This is a genomic window from Paenibacillus sp. NFR01 (assembly GCF_900111565.1).
In the GTDB taxonomy this organism is placed as follows: domain Bacteria; phylum Bacillota; class Bacilli; order Paenibacillales; family Paenibacillaceae; genus Paenibacillus_AQ.
This window is the reverse complement of record NZ_FOIK01000008.1, coordinates 119,751-137,947: the sequence shown is the minus strand read 5'-3', so window position 1 is coordinate 137,947 and position 18,197 is coordinate 119,751. Positions and strand designations below refer to the sequence as shown.

At 55.7% G+C, this 18,197-nt stretch carries 19 protein-coding genes; 15 read left to right on the top strand and 4 right to left on the bottom strand.

The window, feature by feature from the left end; genetic code table 11:
• Positions 1-12: 12 nt before the first annotated feature.
• On the top strand, positions 13-315 hold the full coding sequence (locus tag BMW84_RS22955) for a hypothetical protein (protein ID WP_091072555.1): 303 nt from the start codon (positions 13-15) through the stop codon (positions 313-315).
• Positions 316-360: 45 nt separating this feature from the next.
• Positions 361-954, top strand: coding sequence for a xanthine phosphoribosyltransferase (locus tag BMW84_RS22950; protein WP_091072554.1), 594 nt, complete (start codon positions 361-363; stop codon positions 952-954).
• 411 nt (positions 955-1,365) lie between these two features.
• Here the strand turns inward: BMW84_RS22950 and BMW84_RS22945 are convergent, their stop codons facing one another.
• The 3 genes from BMW84_RS22945 to BMW84_RS22935 all read right to left on the bottom strand — a co-directional run bounded on the left by BMW84_RS22945 (position 1,366) and on the right by BMW84_RS22935 (position 3,838).
• Entirely contained in the window at positions 1,366-2,298 is a 933-nt protein-coding gene (locus tag BMW84_RS22945; protein WP_091072551.1) for a diacylglycerol/lipid kinase family protein, read from the bottom strand.
• An 89-nt stretch (positions 2,299-2,387) separates the two neighbouring features.
• Positions 2,388-2,726, bottom strand: coding sequence for a DUF4870 domain-containing protein (locus BMW84_RS22940; RefSeq protein ID WP_091072550.1), 339 nt, complete (start codon positions 2,724-2,726; stop codon positions 2,388-2,390).
• Positions 2,727-2,806: 80 nt separating this feature from the next.
• Entirely contained in the window at positions 2,807-3,838 is a 1,032-nt protein-coding gene (locus BMW84_RS22935) for a serine hydrolase domain-containing protein (protein WP_091072547.1), read from the bottom strand.
• 362 nt (positions 3,839-4,200) lie between these two features.
• On the opposite strand from BMW84_RS22935, the gene BMW84_RS22930 reads away from it, so the two are divergent.
• From BMW84_RS22930 to BMW84_RS22870, 13 genes are all read left to right on the top strand, one after another.
• A complete protein-coding gene (locus BMW84_RS22930; protein ID WP_038585388.1) occupies positions 4,201-4,389 on the top strand; it encodes a hypothetical protein in 189 nt (62 codons plus the stop codon).
• A gap of 402 nt (positions 4,390-4,791) precedes the next feature.
• A complete protein-coding gene (coxB, locus tag BMW84_RS22925; protein ID WP_091072544.1) occupies positions 4,792-5,835 on the top strand; it encodes a cytochrome c oxidase subunit II in 1,044 nt (347 codons plus the stop codon).
• 130 nt (positions 5,836-5,965) lie between these two features.
• A complete protein-coding gene (gene ctaD / locus BMW84_RS22920; RefSeq protein WP_091072542.1) occupies positions 5,966-7,813 on the top strand; it encodes a cytochrome c oxidase subunit I in 1,848 nt (615 codons plus the stop codon).
• Positions 7,810-8,433, top strand: coding sequence for a cytochrome (ubi)quinol oxidase subunit III (locus tag BMW84_RS22915; protein WP_091072539.1), 624 nt, complete (start codon positions 7,810-7,812; stop codon positions 8,431-8,433). Before ctaD ends, BMW84_RS22915 begins: the two co-directional genes overlap by 4 nt.
• 2 nt (positions 8,434-8,435) lie before the next feature.
• On the top strand, positions 8,436-8,759 hold the full coding sequence (locus tag BMW84_RS22910) for a cytochrome C oxidase subunit IV family protein (RefSeq protein WP_091072536.1): 324 nt from the start codon (positions 8,436-8,438) through the stop codon (positions 8,757-8,759).
• 16 nt (positions 8,760-8,775) lie between these two features.
• Positions 8,776-9,696, top strand: coding sequence for a cytochrome c oxidase assembly factor CtaG (gene ctaG / locus BMW84_RS22905; protein WP_091072534.1), 921 nt, complete (start codon positions 8,776-8,778; stop codon positions 9,694-9,696).
• A gap of 18 nt (positions 9,697-9,714) precedes the next feature.
• Positions 9,715-10,179, top strand: a complete 465-nt coding sequence (locus BMW84_RS22900; protein ID WP_091072531.1) for a DUF420 domain-containing protein — start codon at positions 9,715-9,717, stop codon at positions 10,177-10,179.
• 155 nt (positions 10,180-10,334) lie between these two features.
• A complete protein-coding gene (locus tag BMW84_RS22895; RefSeq protein WP_091072530.1) occupies positions 10,335-11,063 on the top strand; it encodes a hypothetical protein in 729 nt (242 codons plus the stop codon).
• A 29-nt stretch (positions 11,064-11,092) separates the two neighbouring features.
• Positions 11,093-11,488, top strand: coding sequence for a GntR family transcriptional regulator (locus BMW84_RS22890; RefSeq protein ID WP_091072526.1), 396 nt, complete (start codon positions 11,093-11,095; stop codon positions 11,486-11,488).
• Positions 11,489-11,504: 16 nt separating this feature from the next.
• Positions 11,505-12,434 (top strand): ATP-binding cassette domain-containing protein, encoded by a 930-nt coding sequence (locus BMW84_RS22885; protein ID WP_091072524.1) that lies wholly within the window; start codon positions 11,505-11,507, stop codon positions 12,432-12,434.
• Between the two features lie 3 nt (positions 12,435-12,437).
• Positions 12,438-13,340: an ABC transporter ATP-binding protein gene (locus tag BMW84_RS22880; protein ID WP_091072522.1), complete on the top strand. Its 903-nt coding sequence runs from the start codon at positions 12,438-12,440 to the stop codon at positions 13,338-13,340.
• Entirely contained in the window at positions 13,333-14,625 is a 1,293-nt protein-coding gene (locus tag BMW84_RS22875) for an ABC transporter permease (RefSeq protein ID WP_091072520.1), read from the top strand. Before BMW84_RS22880 ends, BMW84_RS22875 begins: the two co-directional genes overlap by 8 nt.
• Before the next feature lie 230 nt (positions 14,626-14,855).
• Positions 14,856-17,039 carry a methyl-accepting chemotaxis protein gene (locus BMW84_RS22870; protein ID WP_175499015.1) on the top strand — a complete coding sequence of 728 codons (2,184 nt, stop codon included), beginning with the start codon at positions 14,856-14,858 and terminating at the stop codon, positions 17,037-17,039.
• A 62-nt stretch (positions 17,040-17,101) separates the two neighbouring features.
• On the opposite strand, the gene BMW84_RS22865 is transcribed toward BMW84_RS22870, so the two are convergent.
• Positions 17,102-18,187 carry an acyltransferase family protein gene (locus BMW84_RS22865; RefSeq protein ID WP_091072514.1) on the bottom strand — a complete coding sequence of 362 codons (1,086 nt, stop codon included), beginning with the start codon at positions 18,185-18,187 and terminating at the stop codon, positions 17,102-17,104.
• Positions 18,188-18,197: the final 10 nt, after the last annotated feature.

Sequence of the window (18,197 nt, the reverse complement as noted above, 5' to 3'; positions counted from 1 at the left end):
GAGGTGAGAAGCGTGGAATGTATCGTCCATTTTAATGTGCAGCATCCGCAAGGCGACAAATCGCTGCGCGGTTTGCTTTTCCTGGATGAGGGACAGACGCCGGGAGAGCAGCAGCTGATCGACATGTTCAAAGAAATGAAGTTCAATGTCCGCCTGGAGGACCGCGAAAAGCTGGTGTTCAAGCCGGTGAATCCGGCTGACGGCTATTCCGAGATCCGGATTACCGGGTACAACGGGGGCAAGGGCGGCAAAGACGATCACGACCTGAAATCCATCGTCGGCAACCTGATGCCGCAGAAACCGTCGGGATTGTAGGCCCGGGCCCGGGAGGCCGGAGCGATACGAGAAGGGGGAGCACGGATGGAGCTATTGAGACAAAAAGTACTGGATGAAGGCATTGTTCTCGGTCAGGGCGTGCTCAAGGTCGATTCTTTCCTGAATCACCAGATGGACCCGTTTTTGATGCGTGAGGTCGGGCGCGAATTTGCCCGTCTGTTCGCCGAATCAGGGATTACCAAGGTGCTGACGATCGAGTCGTCCGGGATTGCCCCCGGCATTATGGCCGCGCTGGAGCTTGAGGTGCCGCTGATCTTCGCCCGCAAGCACAAGTCGCTGACGCTGACCGAGGACATTTACGTGGAGAAAGTCTACTCGTTCACCAAGCAAGTAAGCAATGACATCACCGTATCCAAAAAATTCATCGCGCCCGGCGAACGCGTGCTGATCGTCGATGATTTTCTGGCCAACGGGGAAGCAGCCTTCGGCTTGGCACGCATCGTCGAACAGGCAGGGGCCAGCGTCGCAGGCATCGGCATCGTCATTGAAAAAGCATTCCAGCCGGGCAGCCGCCTGCTGAAGGAAGCCGGCTACCGCGTGGAATCGCTTGTGCGCATCGCCTCGCTTGAAGATGGCGTGATCGCTTTCGCAGAAGGCGGAGAAGAAGCTGCCGGGTAAGCCATTGCGGATCGCTGGCCGGAGGTTTGCCGAAATGCCGGACTGCCTGTTGCTGGCAGTTTTAAGGGGCGGAGGCAGCCGGTTCCTGATGACGGTGGGATGAGCCGATTCTATCGCTGTACGGTGCGGCGCCTGTTCGAACGATAATACCGGGCGCATGCCGTTGCAGTTGAGCGGATATTGGAAATCAAAATAAACGGATAGCAACAAAGAGCAGCCCCCGGACTACGGGGGCTGCTCTTTGTTGTGGGCGTATATGGCTTCGGAGAATCGTCCCACTATTTTGTTGGAAGGCTGTTCGATGTTGAAATAGTGGGAAATCATTCCGCTAAATTTAGCCGAAACAGCGATAAAGCCAGGAAATGGCCGGAATAAAGGGACAATTTCCCACTAATCCGCAGGCGCACGGAATCAGGCCAGATGCTGCACGGCCCGCTGCGGAAGCGCGCGCGGCGACATCACGCGCAGCGCGCCCGGCTCGCAGCGCACGGCGAACGGCGAGACGCCGAGGCTCTCGCCGTCGCCGATGCACGGACGCGGCTGCGCGAAGTCGACGGCGACGCGGCGTCCGCGCAGCATTGTGACGACGGGCAGGCCCACATGGGCGCCCGTCAGCAGCGTGGGGAACAGCCGCAGCACCTGCCAGCGGCTGCACCCGTGGACGACGCACACGTCGAGCTGGCCGTCGCCGCTCTCCGCCTGCGGGCAAATCCGCAGCCCGCCGCCGTATCCCGGCAGGTTGCAGGTGGAGACGAGCCAGGCGCGGTCAAAGACGCGTGTTTCGTCGTCTACGCTCACCCGTACGCTGCAAGTTTTGAACGTGAGCAGCGTATGCAGTACGCCGATGATGTAAGCAAGCCGGCCCGCGCCGAGCGCATTGCATACCCGCTTGTAGAACGAAGCGTTTACATTGACGGCCACCTGGGCATCAAAGCCGCTCGCAACCGCGGTCAGCGTCAGCCCGCCGGGCCCTTCCAGCAAGTCGGCTTCCAGCTCGCCGCCATGCAGCAGGGCTTCCACTGCTTCGCCCGCCTCCAGCGGGATACCGAAGCCGCGGGCCGTATCGTTGCCCGAGCCGGCGGGAATGACCGCCAGCGGCACCTTCGTGCGCCGCAGTGCGCCGAGCACGCTGTGGATCGTGCCGTCGCCGCCGATGACGACGGCCGCCTGCCAGCCGGCGCGGCCGGACAAAGCCTCGTACACTTGCGCCTCCGCGCTGTCCGCATCCCGGGTATACAAAGCTTCATGCGGGATGCCCCGCGCATCCAGCTGAGCCCGGACCGCTTGCGCGGTCCGCTGCGCTGCGCCGCCGCCCGCGCGGGGATTTATAATCAACAAATACATTCATGTTCCTCCGCTTGCAGATTCTTGTTGGTTCTTTACTCATTGTAAGGAGTCGGAGGGGAAAAGGGAATCCCGAATCTGGGCTTTGGTTATAAATGACGGAGCTGGCTTTCCGCGAGGTCACCGGCCCAGGGGAGCTTGAACCACCGGCCGCCAAGCGAATGATAAATCATGAGCAGCCAGACCGCCAAAGCGCATAAGGACAGCAGCGCGGCGATCAGCGGGCCGAGCAGAGGGATGAATCCGCTGATTACGTGCATCACGATCAGCGCGCCGAAGGCAATCAGCGATTGCATAGCATGGAACAGCACGAAACGGCTGCGTTTTTCCAGGGCGAGGAAGATGATTCCGCCGATAAAGGGGAAGAAATAACAGACGGCGGCTGCGACATTGTCGGGCAGTCCGGTAGAGGATCTGAAAGGGGACAACAGGCTCACGCTCCTTGAAAGGGAAACAGGTTTTCCCGGTTCCGCATCTTTACTATGAGCCTATGTGCGATTGGAGGAATTCATGTACGGGTCCCTTCCTGCAGCGCGGGTAGAATATATCGCTCCAGCAGCGGCCGCGGCGACTTCCAGCGATTTACCGCGCTGTCCGCGGTGAAGACGACAGCTGCCTCCTGGTCCGGCAGCAGCCACAGCTGCTGCCCGCCGTGGCCGTGGGCGAGCGTAAACGGCTTACCGCAAATCCGGCCGCACCAAAATTGGTAGCCGTAGTCCCCGTAAGCCGGATACCCGGCGGTTTGCGCCGCCAGCGCCTCGTTCAGCCACGTACCGGGCAGAACGGTCCGACCGCCGAACATCCCTCCGCCCAGCAGGCAGAGGCCGATCTTGCCGAAATCGCGCGCCGTCAAATAAAGGCCAATATGCCCCATAGTGTGACCTTCGGGGCAGGAATGCCAAGCCAGGTGGCGGATATCCAATGGTCCGAATAAATGCTCCTGGGCATAGGCGAAGGCATTCATGCCCGTCGCTTCCGAGAGCAAAACGGATAAGAGATGAGAGTCGCTGCTGCGGTACTGAAATTTGCCGATCTGCTCCGGATCGACCGGCAAGCCCAGAGCATAGGCGGCCCAGCGGCGGCTGCGCTGCATTTGGCGGACGAGCGGTTCGCCGAGCTTCTTGCCGGTGATCCAGCGGAAGCCGGAGGTCATCGACAGCAGATGGCGAAGTGTCAGCTGCTCCAGCTCCGGTGACGGCCTTTGCGGCACATGGGCGGCAAGTCCTTCGGTCAGGCGGAGGTCCAGTCCGGCGAGTTCGCCGCGCCCAAGGGCAATGCCGATCAAGAGACCGACAAAGCTTTTGGTGGCGGAACGAAGGTCGTGCAGCGTTCCGGCATGGCTTCCGTCATAGTAACGTTCAAAGATCAGCCGGCCGCTGCGGAAGACGAGCATGCTGCGCATCCGCGGATACTGGCGGAGCGCGGCCTGATGCGCTTCTTCCAGCAGACGGCCGGACGTGCCGGTCTCTTCAGGTGCGGCCTGCTCCACGGCCGGCACGGATTGAAGCGGTGTATTCAGCAACGGCAACGGCCCGTTCATCGCGGCGGTTCGCCCCTTTCAGCGTTTATCGGAATCAAACCGCACGGCGGCGGATATATTATCTTAACCAATATTTTTATAAAATCCGCAAACATATTTTACACGGATAGGTGGAAGTTGGTCTGAAATATGCTATTATAATACGATAAGGCCCGAAAGGAGTGATTCAGAGACCGGCTCTTCGGGTAACTAAAGTGTCTAGACGGCCCTATGAGGTGCGCAGTCTTAGTCTCAGCCCAATACACAACGAACCTGCTTAGGAAGGCGGACCGCGAGTATTTTTCAACGTTAGCCTTGGACTTTTCATCATGCATTCTCTACGACGGAGCATTCATTTTCAATGTTTTGGGAGGGAACTGATCATGGCAAGTAAAGGTCACAACGAAGTTAAGGAAAGTTTAAGGGAAATGACACGAATTTTCCGGCCCAAAGATCCCAAGAAATTTGTAAAAGAGTACGTCCGGAAATACCGGATCACGGGAGGCTACGAAGAGGAGCTGACCATGGTCGTAGAGCATGAGCTGGGAAGAATCAACTCTTCCGTCTCCTAGAGCATCAGGACGCAGAGGGGTTCCTGTGCCTTACATTCTGTAAACATTGCCTCCATGAGGATTTCTCATAAACCGTAATCCCGCGGCATTTGCCGCAGGGAGCGGTTTTTTTTGTACGCATTTTTCGCTCTTTGAAGGGCCGGTATCGTTTAATAGAAGATGTCAAATGAAATTAAAGGAATAAATAGTTTTGTATGCGCTTTAATAGAAGGGACGCGGCAGGACAAAAATTTGGAAGCGTTCTTAAATGGCTTCAGGACAAGCTTTTTGGGGACTTTGCGAAATTATGAACTTGTTGTGAACGATTGACAAAAATTGCCCATAAACTTATATTAGTAGTGATTATCATAATTGACAGGAATGTGAACAAGTCTACGAAAACGGGAAAAGCGGGGTAGATCTATGATGAAAACGTGGCAAGCCGGCAAACGGCTTCTTCCCATGACCGCAACGTTTGGACTCCTTCTCGCCGGATGCGGGCGGCAGGACCTGTCGGTACTCAGGCCGCAGGGACCCGCGGCAGAAACCTCATTCGATTTGATGAAGCTGTCGATCGCTATTATGATCGTCGTACTGCTCATCGTCTTCTCCATTGCTGCATATGTGCTGATCCGCTATCGCCGTAAGCCCGGACATGATGAAATTCCTAAACAAATCGAAGGCAATTTCAAGCTGGAAGTGCTGTGGACCGTCATTCCCCTTATCCTCGTCATCGTGCTCGCCGTGCCTACCGTCAAAGCGGTATTTGCCGCAGGCAACGACCATTCAACCGACAAAAACGCCATCAAAGTCAAAGTTACCGGCCATCAATACTGGTGGGAGTTCGAATATCCCGATTACGGCGTGACGACCGCGCAGGATCTGGTGATTCCCGCCGGAAAGGCGATTGCCTTCGAGCTTGGCACCGCCGATGTGCTGCACTCCTTCTGGGTGCCTTCCCTTTCCGGGAAAATGGATACCAACCCCGACGGAACCGTCAACCGGTTCAGCTTCAGTGCGCCAAATGAAGGCGTTTACCGCGGCAAATGCGCCGAGCTTTGCGGGCCGTCCCACGGCCTGATGGAGTTCAAGGTGAAGTCTGTCAGCGAAGCCGAATTTACCGCCTGGATCGATTCCATGAAAGCGCCGGCCGTGATGCCGGAGGATCCGCAGGTGGCCGAGAAGTTCAAATCCGCCTGCCTGAGCTGCCATGCCGTCGGTGACCAAGGCGGAATCCTTGGGCCGAATCTGACGGGCATCGGTTCCCGCGAATCGGTTGCCGGCATCCTGCTGAACGACGATACGGGGGTGGACGGAGCGCCGATCGAAGACAACCTGAAGACCTGGCTGCATGATCCGCAAAGCGTCAAGCCGGGGAATAAAATGCCGGATCCGAAGAGCCTTGGACTCAGCGAAGAGGAGATCGACGGAATCGCCGAATACTTGGCCGGCTACAAGCTGAACTAACACAAGTCCGATACAAGGAAGCGGCATATTTGAAAAGGGGGTACGAACCTTGGCTCAAACAGCGCAATCCCTGCATCCTTCCGCCCATCCGCTCGGGCAAAGCCACAGCGTCAAGAGGCATACCGGGCTAATGGACTGGATCACCACGGTCGACCATAAAAAAATCGCCATACTGTACCTCTGGGCCGGCGGGTTTTTCTTCGGCATCGGCGGGCTGGAGGCAATTCTGATCCGCATCCAGCTGATCAAGCCGATGAATACGTTTCTGGAAGCCCAGACGTTCAACGAACTGATTACGATGCACGGGACGACGATGATTTTTCTCGGGGTCATGCCCGTCATCTTCGCCCTGATGAATGCGGTCATTCCGCTGCAGATCGGGGCACGTGACGTCGCGTTCCCATTCCTCAATGCGCTCGGATTCTGGACGTTTCTGTTCGGGGGGCTGCTGCTGAACCTCAGCTGGCTGATGGGCGGCGCGCCGGATGCCGGCTGGACCGCTTATACGCCGCTCTCCACCACGACCTACAGTACGACGCACGGCGTCGACTTTTATACGATCGGCCTGCAGATTGCCGGGCTGGGCACGCTGATCGGGGGCATCAACTTTCTGGCCACCATCATCACGATGCGCGCGCCGGGCATGACCTACATGCGGATGCCGATGTTCGCCTGGACGACGTTTATTACCTCCGCTATTATCCTGTTTGCTTTTCCTGCGATTACCGTGGGCCTGGTGCTGCTGACTTTCGACCGGATTATCGGCGCCAACTTTTTTGAAGTCGGAGCCGGGGGCAATCCCGTGCTGTGGCAGCATATCTTCTGGATTTTCGGCCATCCGGAAGTGTACATCTTGATCCTTCCCGCCTTCGGCATCATTTCGGAGGTTATTCCGACATTCGCGCGCAAGCGGCTGTTCGGCTACAGCTCGATGGTGTTCGCGACGATCCTGATCGCCTTCCTCGGCTTTATGGTCTGGGCGCATCATATGTTCACCACCGGCCTCGGCCCGGTTGCCAACGCCCTGTTCTCGGTGTCGACGATGCTGATCGCCGTGCCGACCGGCATCAAGATCTTCAACTGGCTGTTCACGATGTGGGGCGGCTCGGTGCGCTTCACTAGCCCGAACCTGTTTGCCGTCGGGTTTATCCCGACCTTTACGATGGGCGGCGTCACCGGCGTCATGCTGGCTTCCGCGCCGGCGGACTTCCAGTTCCATGATACGTATTTCGTCGTGGCCCATTTCCACTATGTTATCGTCGGCGGCCTCGTCTCCGGCCTGTTCGCCGGGCTGCACTACTGGTGGCCGAAGATGTTCGGCCGGATGCTGAACGAAAGCTTGGGGAAATGGACGTTCTGGACGTTTATCATCGGCTTCCACCTGACCTTCTTCGTCCAGCATTTCCTCGGACTGATGGGCATGCAGCGCCGCGTCTTTACGTATCTGCCGAATCAGGATTTCGACGATTTGAACTTTGTTAGCACGATCGGTGCGGGACTGATGGGTGTGGGGGTGCTGATCTTCCTGACCAATATCGTGCTTACCTCGCGAAAACCGGCGGATGCGCCGGCCGATCCGTGGGAGGACGGGCGGACGCTGGAGTGGACGATGTCCTCGCCGCCGCCGGAGTACAATTTCAAGCAGACCCCGCTCGTACGCGGGCTGGATGCGTTCTGGAAGGAAAAGCTGGCCGGGCATAAAGAGATGACGCCTGCCGAGCCGGTCGGTTCCATCCATATGCCTTCGGCAACGATCCTGCCGTTCCTGATGTCCGTCGGCATCTTTATTGCCGGGCTCGGGTTTATGTTCAGCCGGGATGATTATGCCAACGCCGCGCTCGGCTTTCTGTTCAACAACTACATTGTGACGGCGCTGGGGCTTGCGATCACGTTCGGATGCATGCTGGTGCGTTCCTTGTATGACGACCACGGCTGGCACATCGAGCCGGAGGAACTGGAAGGCGGTGAGCGGGGATGACAACGGTACATGCCGAAGCGGCGGGCAATCTGCCGCATGAACCGGAAAAAGCAACGCTGGAGGGCCGCAACAAGGTGTTGGGCTTCTGGCTGTTTCTCGGCGGGGAGGCTGTGCTCTTCGGCACGCTGTTCGCCACTTTCCTGGCGCTGCGCAATCAGACGAACGATGGGCCGTCGGCAGCCGAGCTGTTTGAGCTTCCGCTGGTGGCCGGGGCTACCTTCCTGCTGCTCGTCAGCAGCCTGACCAGTGTCTTCGCGATCCAGGCGATGCACCGGAATCATCCGGGTAGGCTGCGGACCTGGCTGGGCATCACCGTTCTGCTCGGCGCCGGGTTTCTCGGGCTGGAGATTTACGAATTTACCAAATACGTGCGGCATGAAGAATTCGGGATGACTACCAGCGCGTTCAGTTCGGCGTTTTATACGCTGGTCGGATTCCACGGGGCGCATGTGGCCTTCGGGATTCTGTGGATTTCGCTGCTGATCGCGCAGCTTGTCCGCAAAGGTCTAAACACGGTAACCGCGCCGAAAGTGTACGTCTCCGCGATGTACTGGCATTTTATCGACGTGGTATGGGTCTTTATCTTCACAGTCGTGTATTTGCTCGGAAAGGTGGGGTAACGATGGCGACGGAAGAGCAGGCAAAAGAGGGAGCCGTACGGCACCGCCACCGGCCGGAAGGGCCGCAGCGCCACATCGTGGTTTTTGTTTTTTCGGCGGTGCTCACGTTAATCGCCTTTGCGGCGGTCGCTGCCGGGGGCGTCAATGCGGCGTTTGCGGTCATTCTTCTGCTGGTGATGGCGGTGCTGCAGGTCATCCTGCAAATGGGCTTCTGGATGCATCTTAAGGATAAAGGACATCTGCTTCCGATCCTGTTTATGTCGGGTGGCTTCTTTATTGCCGGGACCTGCATTGTGATGGCGCTGTACTGGGTATGGTGGGATTAGGAAGGGGGCCGAAGCGATGTCCGGGCTGCAAGCATTCAGCTTTGCCGAAATGTGGAGTCCGCTGCTGCTTGCGGCAGCGCTGCTGGCTGCGGCGGGATATCTCGTGCTGATCGGTCCGGCCGCGGAGCGCCTCCGGGCGGCTCCCGTGCCGCTTTGGCGGCGGGCGCTGTTCCTCGGCGGCCTCGCCATGCTTTATCTTGCTCAAGGAGGGCCGGTCAGCCTGCTTGGGCATATTTTTTTCTCGTTTCATATGCTCAGTATGGCGCTGTCGTATCTGGTGGCAATTCCACTGATGATGCTGGGCATTCCCGATTGGGCCTGGCGAATATTGCTTGCCTTTCTCCGGCCGTTGCGGGGGCTTTCGTTTCTGGCGCGGCCCGTCGTTTCCGCCGCCCTGTTCAACGGCCTCTTCTCGCTGTATCATCTTCCAGCGGTGCATGATTACGTCATGCTGCATTTTGCCGTACACCGCCTGTATTACGGCCTGCTGTTCCTTGCGGCGGCGCTGATGTGGTGGAATTTGATCAACCCGCTGCCCGAAAGGCGTTCTCTGGAAGGGCCGGGCGGGATCGGCTATATTTTTCTGAACATGGTGCTCCTGACGCCTGCCTGCGGACTGATCATCTTCGCAGGTTCTCCGCTTTATGCCACCTACAGCGATCCTCAGGCCTGGGCACGGGCTATGGGCTACTGCGTTTCGGGCAGCCCGGCGGCGTTATTGCAGCAATTCGGCGGTCCGGCATATTTCGGCTGGCTGTCGCCCAGGGTCGATCAGCAGGTCGGCGGCATCGCCATGAAGTTCATCCAGGAAGGGATTTTTGCCTCCATGCTTGCTTATGTGTTCTATCATTGGTATAAAAAAGAGAACGGGCCTGACGAGGAGGAGCCAATGGCTGCCCTCTTGCCGGTTCAAGGAACACCAGTGGATACCCGGTGAGCATCGAGGAGGATAAGCATGGATATTTTTACGTTGTTTCCGACGATCAGCACCTCTTTTATCGTGATCAGCGCGATACTCGTGGCGATCGGCTGGAGACTCATCATTCAGGGCAAACGGGAAGCGCATAAAAAAACGATGATTGCCGCGGCCATTGCCGCCATTCTGTTTTTTCTGGTATACGCTTCGCGCACGGCGTTTGTCGGCAATACCGAGTGGGGCGGGCCGGACAATCTGGCGACGCTGTACCAAATTTTTCTGATATTCCACATCGTATTGGCTTCGGTGGCTGCCGTCTTCGGCATTACCACCCTGGTCCTGGGCTTCAAGGCGAAATATGCGAAGCACCGCAAATGGGGCCGGGTGACGGCCGTCATCTGGTTCATCACCGCCATTACGGGCGTCGTGGTTTATGTGCTGCTGTACATATTTTATCCGGGCGGGCACACGAAGCCGGTCTGGGAAGTCATTCTGGGCGCATAGCCGTTCCAAAGAAAAACCTGCGAATTCTTCTTCTGCATGGAGAGGAGCCCGCAGGTTTTTTGATTTGTTAAATATAGGGTTGACACTGGAAAATTCAGGTCATATACTGTGTATATAAATATATACAGTATGCACAGAAAAAGCGAGGGAATGTAATGACGACGTTTCAAGGAGCATGGGCGCTGGTACGGGGAGAATTTTACGGCGACCGTTTGAAGCTGCTGAGAAGCCTGCTGTTCGCCATCATCTTTATGGGTTATATGGCCGTGCTGACCGCGGTAATTGGCGAAGATACTATATCGGGCGAAGGCGGAGGCATGCTGGTGGATTTCATGCTGCTCATGATGCTGCCGATGCTGGGCATGACTTTTTCCAAACGCACGATGAAGTACATTCATGAAGATTCCTATACGCGGATGCTGGGTTATATGCGTTGCCTGCCGGTGTCCAACGAAATGATCTTATGCCGGCGGAAGCTGCATGCGGCCTACTCGTTCTTCCAGAACGGAATTCTGTATTTCGGCCTGATCTATGCCGTCAGCGGGAGCGTCCGCAGCGAGGTTCAATTACTTGAATTTGCGGTCTTTGCATTAACCGCCATCGGTCTGGGGCTGATAATCAGCGGCATGTATATCTTCATCGAGTTGACGGTCAGCGGAAAAGTTTATTTTTTTCTGCTTTTGCTGAATTTCGTGCTGGCGCTGGGCATTTCGCTGCTGATTCATCTGTCGGACGGCAATCTGTTTTTGTACTTGATTGAATTTTCGAAGGATTGGGGGCTGCGCTCCCCGCTGATGTGGGGAAGCCTGGTCGCCGGCACGGCATCGGTTCAATTGTTCTCGCAGCTGACGCTCCGCCGGCTGAAGAGCCGCAATCTCGTATGATCGGGCCACAGGGAAGGCAGGTGTGAACGATGTGGATACCGGTACAAATTAACGAAAACAGCCCTGAGCCGCTGTACCATCAGATTGAGACCCAGCTCCGCTCGCTTATCATCGGGGGAAGCATCGCCGAAGGAACGCTGCTGCCTTCGATCCGGGAATTCGCCGGGGATTTGAAATGCAGCGTCATCACGGTGCGGCGGGTTTATCAGGATTTGGAGAATGAAGGCTTGCTGCGTACGAGGCAGGGCACGGGCACCTTCGTCTCGCATGTCGGTGACGGGGCGATGGAGACCTACAAGCAGGAAACGGTGCGCAAGGCGCTGGAAAGCGCCGTGGATGCCGGGTTGTCGGTCCAGTGCGGCGAAGAGGAGCTGATCGCGCTGTTTACCGAAATCGTACGGAGCAAATATAAAAAGAATAACTGAAGGGTGGGTTCATCCCATGGCACAGCAGGCCATTGAACTGCGGAACGTATGCAAGAAGCGCAAGGCTCAAACAATCGGTCCGCTAAACTTAGACATTCCGGCGGGATATGTGACGGCACTGGTCGGGCAGAACGGCTCCGGTAAAAGCACGCTGCTGCATATGCTCCTGCAGCTCGCTTTTCCCGAGGAAGGGGAGATCCGCTGGTTTGAACAGCGGTATCCGGATCTGCTCCCGCTTGAAGTGCGGCAGCAGATCGCCTACGTCGCGGAGCATCCGCTGGCGGAGGAGAACTGGTGGACGGCGGAAGAAGCCGCGCGTTTCCGGAGCGGGTGGTATCCGAACTGGGACGGCGACTATTTCGAGGCGCTGATGGAGGAATTCGAGGTTCCGCGGGACCAGCGGCTCTCCAAAATGTCCAAAGGCCAGCGCCGCAAATTCGAGATTGCCGCCGCGCTTGCCCCGCACCCCCGGCTGCTGCTGCTGGATGAACCCTCCTCGGGCCTCGATCCGTTCGCCTGGAAGGCGATGATCGCCCGTCTGCAGGAGCACATGGAGCGTGAGGGCACGACGATCATCATCAGTTCGCATATCATCGAAGAAGTGCGGCGGCTGGCGGACTACATCGTGCTGATGCACCGCGGGCAACTGCTGGGCATGGCCGAGAAAGACAGCTTGTTCGGGACCTGGACCGAAATATGGGTGAACGCGGAATCCGCGGAGGAGCTGGAGGAGCTCCGCTCTGAATTCCCCGATGCGCAGCGTGTGGCCATGGAGTCGGCGGATACCGCATCGCTGCTTATCCAGGATTTTCATAAAAAGGAGAAACGCCTGCAGGATTTGGGCGTAAAAGTAATCAAGAGCCGCAGCTTGGAGTTGGATGAAATCCTAAGCTTGTGGACCAAAGGGCATGGACCGATTCTGATGGACCAGAAGAGAGGGGACTAGGGAATGGAAGCTTTGAAGCTGGAACAGGTAGTCAAGCAGTACGGTGAAAAAACCGCTGTAAACGGCATTACCCTGAACGTGCAGGAAGGCGAGATTTACGGGCTGCTGGGCGCCAACGGCGCCGGCAAAACCACGACAATGCGCATGGTGCTCGGCCTGATTTATCCCGACGGCGGACGGATTCTGTATAGCGGCAAGCCTTACAACAGCGAGCTGCAGCAGCTCATGGGCTATCTGCCGGAAGAGCGGGGGCTTTATCCGAAGGTCAAGGTAAGCGACCAGATCACTTACCTGGCCCGGCTGCGCGGCATGCCGGCCGGCGAGGCGGACGCGAGTCTGCGGTACTGGCTGGACCGCTTCGAGGTTCCCGAATACTACAACAAGAAGATCGAAGAGCTCTCCAAAGGGAATCAGCAAAAAATGGGTTTTATTGCTGCCGTCGTGCATAAGCCGAAGCTGCTCATTCTGGATGAAGCGTTCAGCGGCCTGGATCCGGTCAACGTCGAGCTGTTGAAGGATACGGTCCGCGAGCTGCGCGACCAGGGCACCAGCATCCTGTTCTCGACGCACCGCATGGAGCACGTCGAGGAGCTGTGCCGCAACATTACGATTCTTGACCGTTCCAATACCGTGGTGCAGGGCGATATCCGCGAGATCAAGAAAGGCTACCCGCGCGAAGAGGTGCTGCTGCAAACCGGCGGCGAAGTGGCGGGGCTGGATGCCATCGCAGGGGTAACCGGAGTGGAGCGGCTGGAACGCGGCTATCTGATCCGCATCTCCGAGCTCGCTGCGGCGCAGCGGATTCTGCATGCGGCAATCGCGCAGGGCGAGGTCGAGCATTTTGAAATCAAGGAACCGACGTTAAACCAAATCTTTATCAGAGCGGTAGGTGAATCTCATGAATAAGATGGGGACGATTATTGGCTTTACCTTCAAAAATAAAGTGAGAACGAAGTCTTTCCTGATTACGACGCTGATTCTGGTGCTTCTGATTTCCGTCGGGATGAACATTCCGTATATCATCGATAAGTTTCAGGGCGAGGATAAAACCGGCGGCCAGGTGCAGATCGGGATCGTGACGGAATCGGGCAACCGCGCGGCGGAGCTGCTTCTAGCGTATACGCCTGCTGCGGATCAGGAGACCAAGCTGGGGTTCACCGTATATCCTTCCGAAACAGATGCACAGCTGAAGAAAGATTTGGATGACGAAAAAGTAAAAGGGTACCTCACCTTTGCCGCTGACGGCCAGGAAGGCCTGGCCTCCGTCACTTATCATTCGAGCAAAGGCGACCTGAAGGACAATGTTAAAACGTTGCTGCAAACCGCATTGCAGCAGGTCAACACGCAGCTGATCGCCGGCGACAAGCTCAGTGCCGATCAGATCACCGCAATGTACAGACCGGTTACCATCGATACAAAACAATTAAACGTAAGCGGAGACAGTACAGGGCAGGAAGAGGCTGATACTTCGGCGCCGACCATTAATTATGTGGCGGTCTACGTGGCGCTGATGCTGTTCTTCATGTCCATCATGATGACCGGCAATATGATTGCCGCGGAGATTACTTCCGAGAAAAGCTCGCGGATCATGGAGATCCTCATTACAAGCGCCGCTCCGCTGACCCAGATGTTCGGCAAAGTGATCGGCGTGTTCCTGGTCGGCATTCTGCAAATCGCGCTTTTTGTGGCGACGATTGCGGTGAACCTGACGCTGCCGCATAACTCGGGTGTCCTTACGGATTTTGATCTGGATCTGTCCCAGCTCGATACCAGCCTGCTGTTCTACGGCCTGCTGCTCTATATTCTCGGCTTCTTCCTCTATGCGCTGCTCTATGCGGCTGTCGGTTCGATCGTTAGCCGGACCGAGGACCTTGGCCAGGCAGCCATGCCGGTGATGATGCTCGGCTTCGTAGCCTTCTATATTCCGCTCTTCAGCATGTCGGCACCGGATACGCTATTGATCAAAGTCGCCAGTTATGTGCCGTTCACCTCGCCGCTTAGCCTGCTGCTGCGCATTGGCATCGGTGAAGTGGCCGGGTGGGAGATCGCGATTTCGCTGGTGCTGCTGTTGGCAACCACCTTCTTCATGGGATGGCTGTCGGCCAAGATTTACCGTACCGGCGTGTTGATGTACGGCAAACGTCCTAGCATTGCGGAAATCCGCAAGGCGATGAAGGCGTACAAGATTTAAGAGATGAACCTGCTGCTTGGAGATATTTTGAGAACCTGATCGATTTGCAGAGCCCTTAAGGCATCGAAACTAACCGGCCATCACCCGATGGCCGGTTTTTTGTATGTTGAGAATTTGTTGAAAATTCATGAATATTGTCGAAATATAAAATTATATGACGTTATGTGTTAAATAATGCGAGAATAATGTCGAAATATAGTATTAAACACATCTATGTAGGAGGCTCCCAGATGGAAGGTAATTCCCCTGAATCCCATGAAAAATTGCACTCGAAAGTAACAAACAAGCTGAAGCGGTGGAGCAAGCATACGGCCCGGGAAGGGAAGACGATGAGAGGCAAGCTGGTTCTTTCCTTTCTTGCCGTTCTCCTGATCCCCAGTGCTGTAATCGCTTTCGCTTCTTATCAAAGCGCAAAGAGCGAAGTCCGGTCGCAAATCCGGGAGTCCAGCATCAACACGATGGAGCTGACCCGCACGAACATCGGGCAATACATGCTGCCGGTGATGAATAACCTGGACGAATATGCACAAATGTTCACCTCCGATACTGCGGCCAACCCGGAGCAATCCCAAACCTTCCTGGATCGGATTGTCGCTTCACATCCGGAAGTCAGCAGCATGGTCGTCGGCAATGCAGCGGGGGAGTTCGTCAGCTCTCCGAAGGAAGAAGCTACGGATTATGATCCGCGGAAGCAGTTATGGTATCAACATTCGATGGCCGATACCTCCAAAATCGAAATCGGTGAGCCTATACAGAACGCCAAGACGGGCAGATGGATCATCGCACTTGCCAAAGCACTGCCCGACGGAAAAGGGAGCATCGCCTTAAATGTTGATTTGGACCGGTTGGCGGATTCGTTCCGTGGCATTTCCATCGGGAAAAACGGGAGCTTGATCATTCTGGATGAATCGAACAAAATCGTGGCCGCATCGGCGATGATTTTTGATGTCTACGGAATGAAACTTGGGGATGAATTTACAGCCATCGCCTCGACGGACTCTGCATCCGGAGAGTCGGCTGAACAGGCACCTGCCGGAAAGCCCGGATTGGCGGATGCTTCGGCGGCACAGCCATCGGCCGAGCCGCAGCAAGGACAGACGCCACCCGATGGAACAACCCCTGAAGGAGATATTCCTGTCTCTTCAAAGGTTGTGCAATACGGCGCTATGGAGTTGGAGATTTACAGCAGTACCGAGCCGATGACCGGGTGGAAAATGTACGGAATGATTGGAACGGGCGAATATACAGACGCCGCCCGGCCGATTTACTATAAAAGCTTGTGGGTCATGGGAATTGCCGTACTGTTCTCCGGACTTCTGATCTTCATTATTCTACGGGTATTCCTGAATTCTCTGACGAAGCTCAGAACAGGGGTGCGTAAAATTAGCGAAGGCGATTTATCGGCAAGAGTCCATCTTCATACGAAGGATGAATTCGGTGAGCTGGCACAGGATTTCAATCAGATGGCGGAATCCGTTCAGAAGGTGGTTTCGGAGATTTATGAGACGACTTCCATGCTGAATGAATTCTCCCAAGCCATCAGGGAAAGCACCGACCAGACCGCCCAGTCCGTCAAACATGTGGCGGAGACTACCCAAGAGACGGCTGAAGCCGCCATTAACAGCGCGGAATCTTCGGGAGAAGCGGCGAGCTCGATGGAAGAAATGGCCCGTGGCGTAGTGGCCATTGCCGAATCGGCGGGAGTGATTGTCGATGCTGCCAGCCAGACAGAGCAGGAAGTAGCCGAAGGCAGCCGGACCATTCACGGGGTGCGTCAGCAGATGGATCAGATTCTGGACTCCGTCGCCAAAGCGGGCGGGCTCATGGATGAGCTCTCCAGGTTGTCCGGAGATGCCGGCACCATGAACGAAGCGATCGCCGACATCGCCAACCAGACCAATCTGCTCTCGCTGAACGCTTCCATAGAAGCGGCAAGAGCCGGGGAACACGGACGCGGATTTGCCGTAGTGGCGGGAGAGGTTCGGAAGTTGTCCGACCAGACGAAGCAGACGGCCTTGGAAATCGGCCAAACCCTGGGACGGATGCTGTCGCTGATCGAGCAGTCCGATAAGTATATGAACAGCGAAGTCCGGAGCAAAGTCAACGAAGGTCTGCGGATCAGTGAAGAAGCAACGCTCAGCTTCGGCAACATTGAACGATCCACCTCCCATATCGTGGACCAGATTCAAGGGATCTCGGCGGTAGCGGAACAGATGTCGGCCAGCACTCAGGAAGTATCGGCAACGGTAACGGAGCTGGCGGGAATGTCGAAACAGACGGCAGAAGGGGCGGAAACGACCTCAGCGGCAGCGGAAGAGCAGCTGGCAGCCATTGAAGCCATTGCAGCATCCTCGCAGCAACTGGCCTCCATTGCCAACAATCTGACCCTGCTTGTCTCGAAATTCAAAGTATAGGATTGCAACAAAAAGCCTTGATTCGCCCGGAAACACCGGCAGATCAAGGCTTTTTGATAAGTTTAAAGGTCTTTTGCGGTTCGATTTGCCTGTTTGGCGAGTAAACCCGGAAATTTGAACTTCTTTAGTTTCAAAGCATGCTTCTCGATCAAATGCCATGAGATATACGCACAGATCAGCGTGAGCGGATAGCTGAACACGAAGCTTTTGGCCGGCGTAATTGAATCGCCAAACCACATGGCCACCAGCTGCTGAATGGGAAAAGCATAGATATAAATACCGTAGGAAAAATCACCGCGTTTGGAGAACTGGTACAGACTCTTTGTCGGCTTAAAGGCCAGATACATCACCAGATACGCACCGAAAATAGCGACAAATAATTTAAAATGCGCGGTGTCGATCAATCCGACCAGGAGCATAAGGCCTGAGAACCACGCTAAATATTTGTTATGCGGAATATGGTTGCGGAAGGCGTACAGCATCATTCCAGCGGCAAAGTATTTAACGAGCTCCAAGCTTATGAGCGAAGTATAGTAATATTGATTGATGATGAACGGAATATGGGGAACGGCCAAAACAAACAGGAAAAACAAGAGAATGAAAGGCTTCTTCAACAGGCGAAGCATCCCCAGACAGGCTACGATCAAATAACAAAAGGCTTCAAACTCCAGTGTCCACAGCGAACCGTTGACGGCCCCTTGGTAAACGTTGTGCTCATACACGCCCGGCAAGTAGAACCGGATCGGATGCAGCATAATATTTTTCAAATAATCTAAGGTTGCAGGATTTGAAAAGTAATCGTTTAACGACAGGTCTGTAACTAGCGGGCCTAATACAAAAACGGTAAGCAGCAGGACGAACATCAGGCCTGGGAGAATTCGCAGTATTCTTGCCACCAGGAAGTTGAATAAATGAGCTGAACGGTCATAGCTTTGCGTAATTAAATAACCGCTAATGATGAAGAAGATTGCGACAGCTATGCCGCCCAGGGATTGGATGCCGCCGGTAAGCACGAGGAGCGGTTCAAAATCGTTTCTGCCCGACAATGGATAGGCATGCGAGAATATGACAAGCGACGCGGCTGCAAAGCGGATAAAGTCAAAATTGTTTTGCCTTGATGAGGCGAGCTCTCCGAGCGATCCTTTCATATAACCACCT

Coding starts and splice junctions, on each gene's coding strand:
- BMW84_RS22930 (WP_038585388.1), top strand. CDS start 4,201: ATGGCAAGTAAAGGTCACAACGAAGTTAAGGAAAGTTTAAGGGAAATG.
- BMW84_RS22935 (WP_091072547.1), bottom strand. CDS start 3,838: ATGAACGGGCCGTTGCCGTTGCTGAATACACCGCTTCAATCCGTGCCG.
- BMW84_RS22895 (WP_091072530.1), top strand. CDS start 10,335: ATGACGACGTTTCAAGGAGCATGGGCGCTGGTACGGGGAGAATTTTAC.
- BMW84_RS22945 (WP_091072551.1), bottom strand. CDS start 2,298: ATGTATTTGTTGATTATAAATCCCCGCGCGGGCGGCGGCGCAGCGCAG.
- BMW84_RS22890 (WP_091072526.1), top strand. CDS start 11,093: ATGTGGATACCGGTACAAATTAACGAAAACAGCCCTGAGCCGCTGTAC.
- BMW84_RS22865 (WP_091072514.1), bottom strand. CDS start 18,187: ATGAAAGGATCGCTCGGAGAGCTCGCCTCATCAAGGCAAAACAATTTT.
- BMW84_RS22950 (WP_091072554.1), top strand. CDS start 361: ATGGAGCTATTGAGACAAAAAGTACTGGATGAAGGCATTGTTCTCGGT.
- BMW84_RS22910 (WP_091072536.1), top strand. CDS start 8,436: ATGGCGACGGAAGAGCAGGCAAAAGAGGGAGCCGTACGGCACCGCCAC.
- BMW84_RS22885 (WP_091072524.1), top strand. CDS start 11,505: ATGGCACAGCAGGCCATTGAACTGCGGAACGTATGCAAGAAGCGCAAG.
- BMW84_RS22880 (WP_091072522.1), top strand. CDS start 12,438: ATGGAAGCTTTGAAGCTGGAACAGGTAGTCAAGCAGTACGGTGAAAAA.
- ctaD (WP_091072542.1), top strand. CDS start 5,966: ATGGACTGGATCACCACGGTCGACCATAAAAAAATCGCCATACTGTAC.
- BMW84_RS22900 (WP_091072531.1), top strand. CDS start 9,715: ATGGATATTTTTACGTTGTTTCCGACGATCAGCACCTCTTTTATCGTG.
- coxB (WP_091072544.1), top strand. CDS start 4,792: ATGATGAAAACGTGGCAAGCCGGCAAACGGCTTCTTCCCATGACCGCA.
- BMW84_RS22870 (WP_175499015.1), top strand. CDS start 14,856: ATGGAAGGTAATTCCCCTGAATCCCATGAAAAATTGCACTCGAAAGTA.
- ctaG (WP_091072534.1), top strand. CDS start 8,776: ATGTCCGGGCTGCAAGCATTCAGCTTTGCCGAAATGTGGAGTCCGCTG.
- BMW84_RS22915 (WP_091072539.1), top strand. CDS start 7,810: ATGACAACGGTACATGCCGAAGCGGCGGGCAATCTGCCGCATGAACCG.
- BMW84_RS22875 (WP_091072520.1), top strand. CDS start 13,333: ATGAATAAGATGGGGACGATTATTGGCTTTACCTTCAAAAATAAAGTG.